At 73.3% G+C, this 15,246-nt stretch carries 15 protein-coding genes; 7 read left to right on the forward strand and 8 right to left on the reverse strand.

Annotation, left to right across the window (positions count from 1 at the left end):
• Positions 1-221: 221 nt before the first annotated feature.
• From EV378_RS31160 to EV378_RS31185, 6 genes are read right to left on the reverse strand one after another with little or no spacing between them, the layout of a single operon-like run.
• Positions 222-980: a thioesterase II family protein gene (locus tag EV378_RS31160; protein WP_132431039.1), complete on the reverse strand. Its 759-nt coding sequence runs from the start codon at positions 978-980 to the stop codon at positions 222-224.
• Positions 977-2,047, reverse strand: coding sequence for an HAD-IIIC family phosphatase (locus EV378_RS31165; RefSeq protein ID WP_132431041.1), 1,071 nt, complete (start codon positions 2,045-2,047; stop codon positions 977-979). The genes EV378_RS31160 and EV378_RS31165 overlap by 4 nt, the downstream gene beginning before the upstream one ends.
• Complete coding sequence (locus tag EV378_RS31170; protein WP_132431043.1) at positions 2,044-3,195, reverse strand: acyl-CoA dehydrogenase family protein; 1,152 nt, start codon at positions 3,193-3,195, stop codon at positions 2,044-2,046. Before EV378_RS31170 ends, EV378_RS31165 begins: the two co-directional genes overlap by 4 nt.
• Before the next feature lie 14 nt (positions 3,196-3,209).
• Positions 3,210-3,467 (reverse strand): acyl carrier protein, encoded by a 258-nt coding sequence (locus tag EV378_RS31175; RefSeq protein WP_132431045.1) that lies wholly within the window; start codon positions 3,465-3,467, stop codon positions 3,210-3,212.
• A 29-nt stretch (positions 3,468-3,496) separates the two neighbouring features.
• Entirely contained in the window at positions 3,497-4,363 is an 867-nt protein-coding gene (locus EV378_RS31180) for a 3-hydroxyacyl-CoA dehydrogenase family protein (protein ID WP_132431047.1), read from the reverse strand.
• A gap of 24 nt (positions 4,364-4,387) precedes the next feature.
• Entirely contained in the window at positions 4,388-5,140 is a 753-nt protein-coding gene (locus tag EV378_RS31185) for an ABC transporter permease (RefSeq protein ID WP_132431049.1), read from the reverse strand.
• Positions 5,141-5,394: 254 nt separating this feature from the next.
• On the opposite strand from EV378_RS31185, the gene EV378_RS31190 reads away from it, so the two are divergent.
• The 3 genes from EV378_RS31190 to EV378_RS31200 are packed head-to-tail and all read left to right on the forward strand — an operon-like array spanning position 5,395 to position 8,424.
• Positions 5,395-5,649: a phosphopantetheine-binding protein gene (locus tag EV378_RS31190; RefSeq protein WP_132431051.1), complete on the forward strand. Its 255-nt coding sequence runs from the start codon at positions 5,395-5,397 to the stop codon at positions 5,647-5,649.
• Positions 5,642-7,210, forward strand: a complete 1,569-nt coding sequence (locus tag EV378_RS31195) for an acyl-CoA ligase (AMP-forming), exosortase A system-associated (RefSeq protein ID WP_132431053.1) — start codon at positions 5,642-5,644, stop codon at positions 7,208-7,210. The genes EV378_RS31190 and EV378_RS31195 overlap by 8 nt, the downstream gene beginning before the upstream one ends.
• The gene (locus EV378_RS31200; RefSeq protein ID WP_132431055.1) at positions 7,207-8,424 is read left to right on the forward strand and encodes a pyridoxal-dependent decarboxylase, exosortase A system-associated; all 1,218 of its coding nucleotides are present in this window, start codon (positions 7,207-7,209) and stop codon (positions 8,422-8,424) included. Before EV378_RS31195 ends, EV378_RS31200 begins: the two co-directional genes overlap by 4 nt.
• 113 nt (positions 8,425-8,537) lie before the next feature.
• On the opposite strand, the gene EV378_RS31205 is transcribed toward EV378_RS31200, so the two are convergent.
• Positions 8,538-9,689: an acyl-CoA dehydrogenase family protein gene (locus tag EV378_RS31205; RefSeq protein ID WP_132431057.1), complete on the reverse strand. Its 1,152-nt coding sequence runs from the start codon at positions 9,687-9,689 to the stop codon at positions 8,538-8,540.
• Positions 9,686-10,267, reverse strand: coding sequence for an acyl-CoA dehydrogenase family protein (locus EV378_RS31210; protein ID WP_165922569.1), 582 nt, complete (start codon positions 10,265-10,267; stop codon positions 9,686-9,688). Before EV378_RS31210 ends, EV378_RS31205 begins: the two co-directional genes overlap by 4 nt.
• 187 nt (positions 10,268-10,454) lie before the next feature.
• On the opposite strand from EV378_RS31210, the gene EV378_RS31215 reads away from it, so the two are divergent.
• The 4 genes from EV378_RS31215 to EV378_RS31230 all read left to right on the forward strand — a co-directional run bounded on the left by EV378_RS31215 (position 10,455) and on the right by EV378_RS31230 (position 15,221).
• Complete coding sequence (locus EV378_RS31215) at positions 10,455-12,335, forward strand: condensation domain-containing protein (RefSeq protein WP_165922570.1); 1,881 nt, start codon at positions 10,455-10,457, stop codon at positions 12,333-12,335.
• Positions 12,314-13,252, forward strand: a complete 939-nt coding sequence (locus EV378_RS31220) for a 3-oxoacyl-ACP synthase III family protein (protein WP_132431063.1) — start codon at positions 12,314-12,316, stop codon at positions 13,250-13,252. The genes EV378_RS31215 and EV378_RS31220 overlap by 22 nt, the downstream gene beginning before the upstream one ends.
• Entirely contained in the window at positions 13,249-14,064 is an 816-nt protein-coding gene (locus EV378_RS31225; protein WP_132431065.1) for a hypothetical protein, read from the forward strand. Before EV378_RS31220 ends, EV378_RS31225 begins: the two co-directional genes overlap by 4 nt.
• Positions 14,065-14,201: 137 nt before the next feature.
• Positions 14,202-15,221 (forward strand): helix-turn-helix transcriptional regulator, encoded by a 1,020-nt coding sequence (locus tag EV378_RS31230; protein ID WP_165922571.1) that lies wholly within the window; start codon positions 14,202-14,204, stop codon positions 15,219-15,221.
• Positions 15,222-15,246 lie beyond the last annotated feature (25 nt).

A 15,246-nucleotide genomic window follows, 5' to 3' on the forward strand; every position in this document is an offset into this window, starting at 1 on the left:
ACGGGGCGCCCCCCGCCGCGGCGTCTCCGCCGGGGTGCACGCCCGTCCGTTCTCGCCGGCGTGATCCACTCCGGCGGAGCGGGACGTTCGCAGCGCGAACGGCTCCCGCCACCACCGTCGATCATGCGCGTGCGTCGCGGCAGGCGTCGCGGGCCGCGGGCGACGCGGAACGGCCCCGGAGTCCGATGAGGACTCCGGGGCCGTGGTGGTCGTACGGTCGGTCAGGCCCAGGTACTCAGGGCCTCGCTCAGGTGGCGCCGAGCCGTGTCGCGCTGCTCGAGCACCGCGAAGTGGCCCCCGGTCAGCGTGCGGACCGTGCAGGACGACGTCGTCTGCTCGCTCCAGCGCCGCTGCTGCGCGTCCGTGGCGCGCGGGTCCGCGTCGCTGGACAGCACCGTGACCGGCAGGTCCAGCGGCGGCTCCGGGCGGTAGGCGTAGGACTCCTTGACGCCGAAGTCCGCGCGCACCGCGGGGAGGATCATGTCCAGGCAGGCCGGGTCGTCCAGCAGCCAGGACGGGGTCCCGCCGAGCCGGCGGAGCATCTCCACGAGCTCCGCGGTGGTCATCGTGCCCACCCCGGTGCGGTCCTCGGTGACGCACTGCGGCGCGACGCAACCGGACACGATCGCCGTGACCGGTCCGGTGCCGCCGCGGCGGCGGATCTCGCGCAGCAGCTCGAACGCCACCAACGCGCCGAGGCTGTGCCCGTACACCGCGTAGGGCTCGCCGCCGGCGGCGTCCAGCACGACCGTCGCGAGCTCGTCGACGAGCGTGGTCATCGTCGCGTGGCCGGGCTCGGCCAGCCTGCTCTCCCGTCCGGGCGGCTGCACGGGCAGCACCGCCACCCCGGGAATCCCGCCCTGCCACGGCCGGTAGGCGCTGGCGCTGCCGCCGGCGTGCGGCAGGCAGAACAGCGGAAGCCCCGACTGTCCCTTGTGGAACGGGAGCCACGGCGACGCGACCGTCGTCGGAGCGCTCACGACAGCACCTCCAGCCGGACGTAGGAGGCAGGCTCCTGCAGGTCGGACAGCGAGGCCTCCAGCACGACGTCGGCGCCGTCGCGGGACACCTCGGTGAACCCGGCGAACCCGTACGTCACCTGCATCATCCGGTTCCGCCCGGTCTCGACGAAGTCGGCCTGCAGGCGCGCGCCCGCGTCCCGCGCGAGCCGCATGACGTGGTTGAGCAGCACCATGCCGACGCCGCGGGACATCACCCGGCAGGACATCAGCATCATGTGCAGCCGCCAGACCGGCCCGGCCGTCTCGACGAGCGCGACGCCGACCTTGCCGTAGCTCCCGAACCGGTCGGTCAGCGACGCGGTCAGCAGCAGGTGGTCGTCGGAGCCGCGGAGTTCGTCGAGCTCGTCGTAGGAGTAGGTGCGCCCGGTCGCGTTGAGCTGGTTCGTGCGCACCGTCAGCTCCTCGGCGCGCTGCAGGTCCTCGCGCCGGGCGGGCGCGATGATGAACGTCATGCCGAGGCTCGCGAGGAACTCCTCGTTCGTCCCGACGAACTCGCGTTCCTGGTCGTCGCGGGCCAGCTGGCTGCGGTAGAGCTCGCGGCGCCCCGCCGACTCGTCGGTGACGAAGCGCGGGCGGAACTCGCTGCGCGCCAGCGCCTCGTCCACGTCGACGACGTCCACACAGGTCACGTCCGGCAGCTCGTGCGCCACCTCGGCGCGCTCGAACTCCTGGTCGTCGACGAACGCTAACGCGTCGAGACCGAGGTTCAGCGCCGACGCGATCTCGCGGATCGAGTGCGACTTGGCGTTCCAGTTGATCTGCGGGCAGAGGAACATCTCCTCCAGCCCGAGCTCGCGCAGGCGCGCCAGAGCCGTCTGCTCGTCGTTCTTGCTGGCGACGGAGTTCAGCACCCCCATCGCGTCCAGGGCGTGGATGTGCGCGACGATCCGCTCGCGCACGTCCACCCGCCCGTCCTCCAGCAGGACGCCGTCCCACAGCGTGTGGTCCAGGTCCCAGACCACGCACTTGATCCGGCCCTGCACCGGCTTGGCCGGTGTCACCCGGTCCGCCACGGCCTGGCTCATCGGTCCCCCCTGCTCCCCACGCCGCGGTAGGCGACGTCGGCGATGGTCGTGCGCTGGATCTCGTTGCTGCCCTCGATGATCTCCATGACCTTCGCGTCCCGGTAGAAACGGCCGACCGGGTAGTCCGGGCCGCAGCCGTTCGCCCCGTGCACCTGCACCGCCTCGGAGGCGTGCCGCGCGGCGGCGGTGGACGCGAAGTACTTCGCCATCCAGGTGGTCATGATCGTGGACGCGTCGCCCGCGTCCTTCTGCCGTCCGGCCTCGGCCACCAGCAGACGCGCGGCGTGCACGTCGGTGACCATGTCCGAGACCTTCGCCTGGATCAGGGCCAGGTCGCGCAGCGGGACGCCGCCGACCTCGCGGTGCGTCGTGTAGGACGCGCACGCGTCCACACAGGCCTGCACGATGCCGACCGAGCCCGCGGCGACGCTGTACCGACCGAGGTCGAGCGTGCCGGCGAGGACCATCCCCGCGGTGAACCCGGTCGGGCCGAGCGGGCCGTCCTCGCCGAGCCGCACGCCGTCGAGCGTGACCTCGGCGAGCATCGACGCCCTGGTACCCATGATCTCGGTGATCGGCCGGACGCCGACGCCGGGAGCGGTCCTCGGCACGAGGAACGCCGCGACCCCTTCCGGAGTGCGGGCGAACACCAGGAACAGGTCGGCGCGTTGACCACCCGTGATCCACTTCTTGACGCCGTCGAGCACCCAGCCGTCCGCGGTGCGTTCCGCCGTCGTCCGGATCCCGCCCGCGTCGCTGCCCGCCTCCGGCTCGGTCAGGCAGAACGCGCCGAGCATCTCGCCGCGTCCGAGCGCCTCGCCGTACCGTTCGATCTGCGCCGGGGATCCCCAGCGCCGCAGCGCCCAGCTCACCATCGTGTGCACGGTGAGCAGGCTGCGCACCGAGGAGCAGCCGCGGCCGAACTCCTCGTGCACCTCGCCGAGCGTCGCCAGGTCCGTCCCGGTGCCGCCGAGCTCCTCGGGAAGGAACGGGGCCCAGAAACCGGCCGCGGCCATGCGCCGCAACAGGTCCTCCGGGATCCGTCCGTCCCGTTCGAACCCGCAGGCGAACGGTGCGACGTGGGCGTCCACGAACTCCCGCGCCGACGCCCGGTCGACGACGGTCCGCTCCCGTTCGAGCGTCTCCACGCGGGCCCCCACGATCAGGCCGTTCGGGCGGCGAGCGCGGAGCGCTGCCGGTCGACGAGCTCGTCCATCACCACGGCCGTCCGGAAGTTGTCGATCCGCAGCTCGTCGTGCGAGATGGTGATGTCGAACGTCTTCTCCAGGAACAGCACCAGCTCCATTGCGAACAGCGAGTTGACGAAGCCGAGGGCGAAGATGTCCTGGTTCTCGTCGATCTGCTCCTGGGGGTACCGGTTGCGGACGAACTCGAGGATCTGCTGCGCGGTCTCCGACATGGCGGACGCTCCTTGGGTTGTGATCGTCGTCAGGCGACGGCGCGGGCCGCGCCGCCGTCGTAGGTGTAGAAGCCCCGGCCGCTCTTGCGGCCGTGCAGGCCGGCGTCGGTCATCTGCTTGAGCAGGGGGCACGGGCGGTACTTGCTGTCGGCGTAGTGCTCGTGGAGCACCTCGACGCTGTAGAGGATCGTGTCCACACCGATCAGGTCGGCCGTCTCCAGTGGACCCATCGGGTGTCCGAAGCAGCCGCGGAACACCTCGTCCACCGACGCGGCGTCGGCGACGCCCTCGTGGACGAGGAACGCGGCCTCGTTGACGGTCAGCATGAGGACCCGGTTGGAGACGAACCCGCACGCGTCCTTCACGTCGATCTCCCGCTTGCCCATGGCGTGCAGCAGCCGGCGCGTGCGCTCGACGGTCTCCTCCGACGTGTGCACGCCGGGGATCAGCTCCACCACGTGCTTGGCCGGGACCGGGTTCATGAAGTGCACGCCGACGACGCGCGACGGGCGGCCGTGCACCGAGGCCATCGTGGTGATCGGGATGGCCGAGGTGTTCACGACGACGACGGCGTCGGAGTCGAGCACGGCGTCCAGCTCGGTGTGCACCGCCCGCTTGACGTCCCAGTTCTCGGTCACGTTCTCGATCACCAGCTCGGCACCGGCCAGCCCGGCCACGCCGACCGCGGTGCGGATCCGGCCCAGCACATCGTCCGGGTCGAGCCGGGGACCACCGGTGAACGGGCTCATCCGGCAGTTCGTCCGGATCCCGTCCAGCGCGGCGGTCAGGATGGACTCGTCGGTGTCGACGAGCACCACGTCGTGTCCGGTCTGCGCGAGGTTCTGGGCGACTCCGATGCCCATCACCCCGGCGCCGACCACTCCGATCACGGTCATGTTCTCCTCCGTTGTGGTGTGGCGTCAGGCCCGCGGGCCGAGACGGCCGCGGGAGACCCGGTACACGGCCACGCAACCCGCGGCCAGACCGATGGCGAGACAGACGAGCGCGGGGACGACGGCGCCGGCGAGATCGCCGACCACCGCAGCCCGCAGCAGGGACAGCGCCCAGTACACGGGCGTGAACGGCGCGATCGCCTGGACCCAGCCGGGCATCAGGTCCACCGGCGCGAGTGCCCCGCCGAGGGCGCCGAAGCCGATGGCCGACAGGTCGCCGACCATCGCCAGCTGCGGGAAGTCCGGCAGCACGGTGCCCAGCGCCGTCCCGATGGCCAGCAGCGTGAACGCCCAGATCGCCACGGCGGCGACCACGTAGCCGATGTTCGGCGGGAACTCCAGCCCCGCCACCAGGCAGCCGTACCCGATCAGCACCAGCTGCTGCAGGATCACCAGCAGGTAGACCGGCACCGCCTTGGCCACCAGTACCTCGATCCTGCGCGCCTGCGTCGTGTGCAGCTGTTCCCAGGTCCGCCAGTGCCGCTCGACGAGGATCGAGTTGCCCACGATGACCATCGCGTAGACGGAGAACATCACGAGCGGCCCGAGTGCGGCCTGGGTGCCGTCCACGCCGCCGACGGCGTCGTACAGCGGCCGCAGCAGGACCATCAGCACCATCGGGATCAGCACGTAGCTGATCAGCTGCGCGGGATCGCGCAGCTGGAGCGTCAGGTTGTGCCGGGCCATGACCTCGGTGCGGTGCAGCGTCGGCGCACGCATGGGGACCTCCGGGTTCGGCGAACTCGTCTGCGAATTTCGCACGATCGCCGCATCGGGCGGAATCGTCGTGCGGCGCCATCTTCCGGTCGTCACTTCCTGCCACTGGCGACGCCGCCGAGCCGGGTTACCGTGCTGATCGAGGCGCCGAATCGCATCGGCATTTCCGGACGGCCGCTCAGGAGCCGTCCACCTCGAATCCATTTCTTTCACCGGCTCGTCGGCGGGGGCCTGTCGACGCCGATCAGGAGGCGATCATGGACGCGAAGTTCCAGGACATTCTGCTGGCGCACCTCCAGCACGCCGACACGACGGAGCTGCACGAGTCGGACGACCTGTCCGCTCTCGGGCTCGACTCGATGGGCGTGGTCCAGCTGATGACCGACCTGGAGGACACCTACGAGTTCGTCATGCCGGACGAGGCGCTGACGGAGGAGACGTTCGCGACGGTCGGGTCGCTGTGGCGGACGGTGTACGAGCTCGTGGCGTCGGGTGAGACCGCCGATGTGTGAGCGGCAGCCGCGACGGATCGACGAGCTCCTCGCCTGCGGCGAGCCGGACCACCCGGCGTTGACGTTCCGGTCCGAGACCGTGACCTACGGCGAGCTGGCGGCCCGCGTCGCCGAGACCGCGCACGGCCTGCGCGAGCTCGGCGTGCGCCGCGGCGACCGGGTGGCGGTCTACGCCGAGAAGCGGATCGAGACCGTCGTGGCGATCCTCGCGACGGCGGCGGCCGGAGCGGTGTTCGTGCCGGTCAACCCGCTGTTCAAGGTCCGCCAGCTGGAGTCGCTGGTCGCCGACTGCTGGCCGCGGGTGGTGGTCACCACCGCCGAGCGGCTCGGCACCGTGCGCCAGGCACTCGCCGGTGCGGACGGGCCGCAGCCACGGCTCGTCGTGATCGGCCAGGACTCCGACGACCGGGTGACCGGCTGGGACGACGTCGCCGTGCGGGGCGCGTGCGGGCCGGTGCCGGGCACGGAGGCCGTGATCGACGCCGACCTCGCGGCGATCCTCTACACCTCGGGCAGCACCGGGGGCCCGAAGGGCGTCGTGCTGTCCCACCGCAACCTGCTCGCCGGCGCCTCGTCGGTCGCGGAGTACCTCGGTCACACGCCCGACGACGTCGTGCTCGCCGCGCTGCCGATCAGCTTCGACGCCGGCCTGAGCCAGATCACCACCTCGCTCGTCGCGGGCGCGCAGGTGGTGCTGGTCAACTACCTGATGCCGCGCGAGGTCGTCCGGCTGTGCGCCACGCACGGCGTCACGGCGCTGACCTGCGTGCCGCCGCTGTGGATCCAGCTCGCGGCCCAGAACTGGCCCGAGGAGTCCGCGGCCCGGCTGCGGTACTTCGCGAACACCGGCGGCCGGATGCCGCGCGCGACGCTGGGCCGGCTGCGTGCGGCGCTGCCGCACGCGCGTCCGTTCCTGATGTACGGGCTGACCGAGGCGTTCCGCTCGACCTACCTCGACCCGTCCGAGGTCGACCGCAGGCCGGACTCGATCGGGAAGGCCATCCCGAACGCCGAGGTGCTCGTCGTGCGCCCGGACGGCACGCCGTGCGAGCCGGGGGAGCCCGGCGAGCTCGTGCACCGCGGCGCGCTCGTCGCGCACGGGTACTGGAACGACCCGGCGCGCACCGCGGAACGGTTCCGCCCGGCGCCCGGTGCGAGCGGGGCGACCGTCCCCGAGCTCGCCGTGTGGTCCGGCGACACCGTCACCCGCGACGAGGAGGGGTTCCTCTACTTCGTCGGCCGCGACGACGAGATGATCAAGACGTCCGGCTTCCGGGTCAGCCCGACCGAGATCGAGGAGGCGGCCTACGCCACCGGGCTCGTCGCCGAGGCGGCGGCGTTCGGCGTCACCGACGACCAGCGCGGGCAGCACATCGTGCTGGTCGTGTCCCCGATGTCGGCGCCGGACGCGGACCTGCTGGGGGACAAGCTGTGCGCCGCGCTGGCCGACGACCTGCCCACCTACATGGTGCCGCAGCGCGTCGAGGTGCTCGACCGGCTCCCGTTGTCGGTCAACGGCAAGTTCGACCGGCCGGAGCTGCGCCGGACGGTGGTCGCATGACCGCGCCGTCGGTGGACGCGTTCGGGCGGGTCGGCGGCCGGCTGGCCGTCGGTGGCGTCCCGGTGGACCGGCTCGCCGACCGCGTCGGGAGCACGCCGTTCTTCGCCTACGACCGGGAGCTGGTGAGCACCCGAGTGGCCGCGGTACGGACCGCACTGCCGGAGGGGATCCACCTCAGCTACGCCGTCAAGGCCAACCCGATGCCCGCGCTCCTGGCGCACATGAGCGGTCTGGTGGACGGCCTGGACGTCGCGTCCTCCGGCGAGCTGCGGCACGCGCTGGACACGCCGTTCGGGCCGGACCGGATCAGCTTCGCCGGGCCCGGCAAGACCGAGGCGGAGCTGGCGCAGGCCGTCGCCGCCGGCGTGATGGTCGAGCTGGAGTCGGCCACCGAGCTGCGACGGGTGCGCGAGATCGGGGAACGGGCAGGCCTGCGCCCGGTCGTCGCGCTGCGGGTGAACCCGGACTTCGCCGTGCGCGGGTCCGGGATGCGCCTCGGCGGCGGGCCGCAGCAGTTCGGCGTGGACGCCGAGCGGGTGCCGTCCGTGCTGGCCGAGCTCGGTGACCTGGACTTCCGTGGCTTCCACGTGTTCGCCGGGTCGCAGAACCTGAGCGCGGAGAGCCTCGCGGAGGCGCAGCGCCGGACCGTCGAGCTGGTGCGGGGTCTGAGCGACCATGTGCCGGGACCGCTGCGCTACCTCAACCTCGGCGGCGGGTTCGGCATCCCCTACGCGGCCCGCGACACGCCGCTGGACCTGGACGCCGTCGGCGGGAACCTCGCCACGCTGATGGAGGACGGGATCCGTCCGCACCATCCGGACGCGCGCGTCGTCGTCGAGCTGGGGCGATACCTGGTCGGCGAGGCGGGCATCTACGTCACGCGGGTCGTCGACCGCAAGGAGTCCCGCGGCACGACGTTCCTGGTCGTCGACGGCGGGCTGCACCACCAGCTCGCCGCATCCGGCAACTTCGGGCAGGCGATCCGGCGGAACTACCCGATCGCCGTCGCCGACCGGATCGAGGAGCCCCGCGACGAGACCGTCGACGTCGTGGGATGCCTGTGCACCCCGCTGGACCTGCTGGGCAAGGGGGTGGAGCTGCCGCACGCCGGGCCGGGTGACCTGGTCTGCGTCTTCCAGGCCGGCGCCTACGGGCTGACCGCGAGCCCGACCGCGTTCCTCGGCCATCCGGCCCCGGTGGAGGTGCTGGTCTGACCCGGTTCCGCAGTTCCGGTACGCGACGACGGTCCCGCCCGACCCGGGCGGGACCGTCCTCGTGTGTGCGGGAACGAGTCCGCCGCCTCGACCGGCCGGACCGAGTCCGTCGGTCAGGCCGCGCGGGCGAGCTCCGCGGCGGTGGCCAGGCGCAGGACGTTCGTCGTGCCGTCCATGAACTCGTAGGCGCGCAGGTCGCGGCACCACTTCTCGAGCAGCGGGTGCTCGAGCAGGCCACCGGGCCCGACCGCGGCCTCGGCCCACGCCCCGAGCCGCACGGCCAGGTTCACCGCGTGCAGCTTCGCCACGGCGGGCCACTGCCGCCGGTCGCGGCCCTCGTCGAGGATCCCGGCGGCGTCGAACACGAGCTCGCGGGCGGCCGCCAGCTCCGCCGTGACGACCTCGTGCCCGGACCATCCGGGCCGCAGCGCGCGCACCTCGTCGACGACGGCCGTCGCCACGCCCACGGCCTGGGCGGCCAGCTGCAGGCGCATCGTGTTGAACGCCTCGCCCGCGCCCCAGATCCCGCGCCGGGACGCCGGCAGGTGATGGCCGAGCACGGACGCGCGGGGGACGTGCACGTCGTCGAAGCGCATCTCGCCGATCCGCGCCCCGCGCATGCCGAGCATCTCCAGTGCCTCGCCGTCGAAGCCGTCGGCGGGGCGGCGCAGCAGCGTGGCCCGCAGGTTCAGCGGGGACGGCCCGGTCCGGGCGAACACGACCCCGATCGTCCCGCGCGCGGCGTTGCCCACGTACCGCTTCGCGCCGTTCAGTCGGTAGCCGCCGTCGTCGTCGACGGTCAGGGTGGACCCGATCGCGGTGGCGTCGCTGCCGTGGTCGGGCTCGGTCATGCCGAAGAACGTCCAGGTCCCCGGCTCGGCCGCGACCCGGTAGAACTCCTCCTGCTGCGTGTCGTCGCCGAGCGCGTCGACGGCCAGACCGGCCAGCGACGGGCCGGGGATCGACTGCAGCACGCCGGCGTCGCCGCGGGCCAGCTCCAGGTTGGCGACGACGCGGGCCAGGCAGCGCCGCGTCAGCACGGCGGCACCGTCCGGCAGCTCCTCGGTGCGGAAGCGTTCCGGCGTGCTCACCGAGCGCAGGATCCTGGCCGTCGACGACGGGCCCCGCAGCAGCTCCAGGGTCGGCTCGTGGTCGCCGGGGTCGGCGTCCACGGCCAGTGCCCTGGCCCGCAGCGTGAGCGCCACCTCGCGGCACTGCTCCCGCAGGTCGTGCAGCTCGGGGGTGAACGTGGTCCCGGTGTTCACGAGGTCCTCCGTGGGGTCCAGCAGTGGGCGGCCAGCCGCGCGACGTAGGACGCGCGGGCGCCGCCGTCGGAGAGGAAGCCGGAGGCGCCGAGCAGGCGGGCCAGCTCCCAGTCCAGTGCGGTCAGCCGGTCGTGCAGGTCGGCGACGGCGGCGGGCACGTCCGCGGCGACGCGCAGCCTGCGCCGTGCCGCCTCGAGCTCGGTGTGGCCGTCGGCGACCGTGGCCTGCACGAGCTGCTTGCGCAGGATCGGCTCGCCACCGCTGAGCCGGCCGCCCAGGTGGTCCACGACGTGCTCGGACAGCTGCCGCAGCACGCCGATCCGGACGGCGGCCAGGCGCGCGGCGACGGCCGTCGTCGCCTCCGTCGGTGCCGTCCGGTCGCACCGGACGAACGCGACGTCCTCCTGCGCGGCCGGCCGGTGCGGGACCGTCGGAGCGCCGCCGACCCGGTCGGCCGGCAGCGCGGCGACCCGGCCGGGCGGTGCGCCGGTGTCCGCGCCGGCCAGCGCGGCCGTGAGCCCGTCGACGAACCTCTTCTCGTGACCGAGCCGTTCGCATTCCTCGAGCGTGTCGGACATTCTCGTTCCTCCGAACCGGCAATTCGCGCGCGAAACATCGGTGCTCGCCGGACCGTATCCCGGAATTCGCGGCCCGCCGGTGTCCGGTTCCGGGCGGGAAATAGGTGCTGCCGTCGAGCCCTGTCGCCCGGTCGTGGAATGGGTGAGCATTTCCGGCATGCCACGAACCGCTGGACGACGACAGCCCGTGTCGCGCACCGCGGACCTGTGCTGGGGCCAGCGCTACCACTGGCTGCGGTACCAGTCGGTGCCGCCCGGCGCCCGGCACGACGCGCACATCACCGGCAGCTACCCGTTGCCCGACGGCACGACGCTCGACCGGCTGCGGACGATGCTCGACTATCTCGTGCGCCGCCACGAGGCCCTGCGCACCGTCTACGACGCGGACGCCAGGCCGTGGCCGCAGCAGCGCGTGCTGCCGCCGGCGCCGCTCCCGCTGAGCACCGTGACCACCGAGCGGGACGGCACCGAGACGCCGGCCGAGGCGCTGCGCATGCTGACCGTCACCGACTTCGACCTGGGTTCCGAGTGGCCGATCCGTGCGTGCGCCGCCACCACCGGCGGGGTGCCCGTGACGCTGCACGTGGTCTTCAACCACCTCGCGTTCGACGACGTCGGCCTCGCCACGCTGCGTTCCGAGGTCGAGACGCTGCTGGCCGCGATCCCGGACGGCGGGCCCGCCGCACTGGACGGCATGCCGTACCAGCCGGTCGACCTGGCCCGGCACGAGTCGGCGCTGCCGGCGTCCGCGACCGTGCCCGCGAGCACGCACTGGCAGGCCGAGGTCGCCGCGCTGCCGACCGACACGCTCGTACGGCGCAGGCGGACCGGCACCGGGCACGAGGCGCACAGCGTGTCGCTGACCTCGCCCGCGCTGCTCGGGATCGCCCGCGACATCGCCGACCGGGCGCACGTGTGGCCGTCCGCGGTGCACCTGGCCGCGTACGCCGTGACGCTGGCCGGATACGCGGGGGTGCCGCGCGTGGCACACCGGATGTACACCAGCCAGCGCCAGGCCAGCGGGCACGCGTCCGTGATGACCTGCATGTCCTACCCGACGCCGATGGTCGTCGACCTGTCCGACGACCCGCCGTTCAGCGAGGTGCTGCGACGGGCCTCCGCGCGCGTCGACGACTCGCTGCGGCACGCGCACGTGCCCTACGACGAGGTCGTCGAGTCGATGGCCTGCGAGGGGGAGCGGCGCGGCCAGCCGGTGCGTCTCGAGTCCGAGCTGAACTTCCTCAACCTGGCGCCGCGCCCGTGCGGCACCCGGCGTGACCGGGTGACCCGCAACGCGCCGCCGCGGGACTGGGCACTGTCAGGTTCGGACACCTACCTGCGCGTGTACGAGTGGTCGGACGGGATCACGCTGATGCTGCAGGCGATGGCGAGCGTGTTCGACGCGGACGCCGTGGAGGCGTTCCTGCGTGGCTACGCGCAGCTGCTGCACACCCACCACGACGCCGCGGCGGACCAGCGCGTCGGCGAGGCCACCGCGGCGATGGGTTTCGCGCCGCCCGGGCCCGAGCCGGTCGAGCTCGGCCACGCCGCCGTCGACGTCCGGGCCACCACGGCCGCGCTGGCCGAGCACGCCGCGGTGCACGACGCCGCGGTGCGGGTGACCGACCACGGCCTCGTCGCCGACGTGCGGGCCGACGGGCCGGTGACGCCCGCCGATCTCCGCGCCCACGTGCTGGACGCCGCCCACCGGTACCCGGGGGCCTGCTCCCCGGACCGGTTCCGGATCGGACCGGTCGACGGCGGGGGCCGGCTCGAGGGCGACGGCCGTCACCGCCGCGATGCGGTCACACCCGCCGAGCGGGCGCTCGCCGACGCCGTCGCGGACGTGAACGGCCTGGACCGGGTGGACCCGGTGGACATGGGGCGGAGCTACCCGTCGGCGGGCGGCCGGGTGCTGCGGGCGCCGGGGGTGCTCGCCGCGCTCGACGAGCTCGGCTGGGCGGGCGTCCGGCTCGACGAGCTGACCTCCGCCCGCCCGCTGTCCACGCTGGCGTCCCGCCTGACACGCGTGCGAGGAGGTGTCCCGTGCTCTACCTCGAACGCGTGAGCTCGGCCGTGCCGGACACCACCGTGTCCGTGGCCGACCTGCAGGAGGTCGTCGGTTTCTCCGACGACGAGCTGCGCCTCTACACGCGCTACTTCGGACTGGACCGGATCGCCGTCGCGGGCGAGCTGGAGCTGGGCGACATGCTGGTCGCGGCCGGAGACCGGGCGCTGGACGGCGTCGACCGGGACGCCGTGCGCCACCTCGTCCACACGCACAGCCTGCAGCACGTCGGTCCGCGCTACCGGCTCGACGACGTGCGCCGGGAGCTCGGCCTGCGGAACGCGTCCGCGTTCGACCTGAGCCACGTCAACTGCGTCGCGGGCCTGCACGCGCTGCACGTCGCCCGGTCCCTGCTCGCCGGCGGCGCACCGGAGGACAAGGTGCTGGTCCTCGCGGGCGACCGGACGTTCGTGCCGCAGATGCGGGTCATCCCCGGCACGACGATCCAGGGTGACGGCGCCGCGGCCTGCCTGGTCGGCCGGGACACCCGCGGGCACCGCGTGCTCGGGCGCGCCCTGCACGTGATGGGCCGCTTCTACCGGGGCGCCGCGTCGCCGGAGGACCTGCAGCGCGAGTACGGACGGCTCTACGTCGACAGCCTCACCGACGCGATGCGGGCGGCCCTCGACGACGCACGCCAGGACCCGTCGGAGATCGCGCTCGTGCTGCCGCACAACGTGAACCGCCTGTCCTGGCCCAAGATCTCCGCGTCGCTGGGGATCCCGAAGGGCCGGACGTTCCTGGACAACGTCCGCCGCTACGCGCACTGCTACAGCGCGGACCCGTTCATCAACCTCACCGACGTCGTGGACAGCGGCCGGGTCCGCCCCGGCGACGTCGTGCTGCTGGTCAGTGCCGGTGTCGGCGCCGCGTTCGCGAGCACCGTCGTGCGGATCGGGGAGGGGACCGGGCGATGAGCACCGAGACGGCGACGCTGCGGCTGTCCGGCGTGCTGCACCACGAGTTCGACGAGCGCAGCGAGCCGGTGTTCGACCTCGACCCGTCATACGTCGGCGACGCGGTCCGCTGGTGCGGGCACACCGGCGACGACGTGCTGCGACGCACCGGCACCACGTTCGTCACGATGGGCGCCGCGCTGCTCGACGCGCTGCCGGGCCCGCTGCCGGAGACCGACGCCGTCCTGCTCGCCTACGACCGGCCGGACCTGCTGCGGCCCGAGGTGGCCGGGTGCTACCTCGCGGACCGGCTGCCCGGCTCTCCGGTCCCGTTCTCGGTGTCCGGCCAGGGGGGCTGCGCCGCGTTCACCGCGCTCGGGATCGCGCAGGGGATGCTGCGCGAGGGCGTGGCGGAGACCGGAGCGCTGTTCGTGATCGACCAGCAGGTCGCCGCGTGGGACCGTGAGCCGGCTGCCCCGGACCCGCCGGACGCGTCCGCGCTGGTCGTGTTCGGCGCCGAGGGCGACGTCGCGGTCCGTGACCTGACCGAGGTCCGCACCGCGGAGCCCGGTGACCCGACGCCGTCGGAGGCCGTGGTCCGCGTCCGCGCGGACCACCCGGGCATCCCCGCGGTCGTCGGGCCGGAGCTGGCCGCGGTCCTGGACACGACGGACACGGCCGAGGGGATCGAGCCGGCCGGCCCCGGGGCGCCGTGCACCGGCGTCTGGGCCGCCGTCGCCGCGCGGTGGCCGCTGCGCGCCCCGCTGCTGCTCGCCGACCGCCAGCCGGACAGCGGGCGGGTCCACGCCTGCGTGCTGGAGCCGGCCCGATGAGCGCCGTACCGGGGCTCGCTATCCGTCCGCTGTCCGCGACTGCGCGGCGGCGGGAAGCCGATCGGAAGAGGGCGAGCAGGACACCCGTCCAGGGTGGTCGCAGCCCGGTTGGCCAGTGTGGTGTGGGGGGAAACGAGATGCGGACCGAGACGGAGTGTGGCGGGGGGAGCCCGGTTCTCGACGAGCCGGCCACCGCCGTGTACCGGCACGCGACGGGCAGGGGGGTCATCGACTCCATGGACGCCGTCGCCCGGGACCTGGGCACGGACACCGCCGAGGTGTGCGAGGCCGTCGAGCGGCTGGTGGACAACCGCCTGCTGCGGGCCGAGCAGAACGGCGCCGACCAGCAGTTCGTGCCGGTGGACCCGAAGATCGCGGCGGCGCTGCTCGTGTCGCCGATGGAGCAGGAGATCTACCAGCGCAAGGAGCTCATCGCCCAGGTCAACGAGTGGAGCGAGGCCCTGAGCGACGACTTCGACCAGGCCGCGGGCCGGGACCTGCCGTGGTCGGCGGCGCAGCCGGTGATCGGCGAGCTCGAGGTGCGCGGCTACCTGCGCACGGTCGCGGACTCGTGCCGCGACGAGGTGCTCGTGATGCACAGCGGCTCCGAGGATGCCGACACGCTGGACGACTTCGCGTCGGTGTGCCTGGACCTGCTGGAACGCGGCATCACGGTGCAGATCCTGTGCCGGCATCGCAACCGGGCCGACATGGTGGCCCGTACGACGATGAAGAGGCTGCTGGAGGCGGGCGCGATCGTCCGCACCGCGTGCCGGGTGCCGCGGGAGGCCGTCGTGTTCGACCGGTCCCAGGCGGTGCTACTGGGCACCGGCTCCGACGAGGACCCGACGGCCGCGCGCGTCGCGGAGCAGGAGCTCGTGGAGTTCCTGCTGGACATGTTCGAGCACCTCTGGGACCTGGCGCTGCCCCTGACGCGGGTGGACTGCGGGTACTCCGACGTGACCGGGGACCTGCACCGCACGATCGCCAGCCTGATGGCGAAGGGGATCACCGACGAGGTCGTCGCGCGCCGGCTCGGCATCTCGGTCCGGACGTGCCGCAGGCACATCGCCGAGCTGATGTCCACGCTCGGCGCCGTCAGCCGGTTCCAGGCCGGGCTCTACGCGGCGAACCAGGGACTGCTCTGTACCGCGTAGCCGGTGCCGGGCGGAGGGGAGACAG

The sequence above is a fragment of the Pseudonocardia endophytica genome (assembly GCF_004339565.1).
In the GTDB taxonomy this organism is placed as follows: domain Bacteria; phylum Actinomycetota; class Actinomycetes; order Mycobacteriales; family Pseudonocardiaceae; genus Pseudonocardia; species Pseudonocardia endophytica.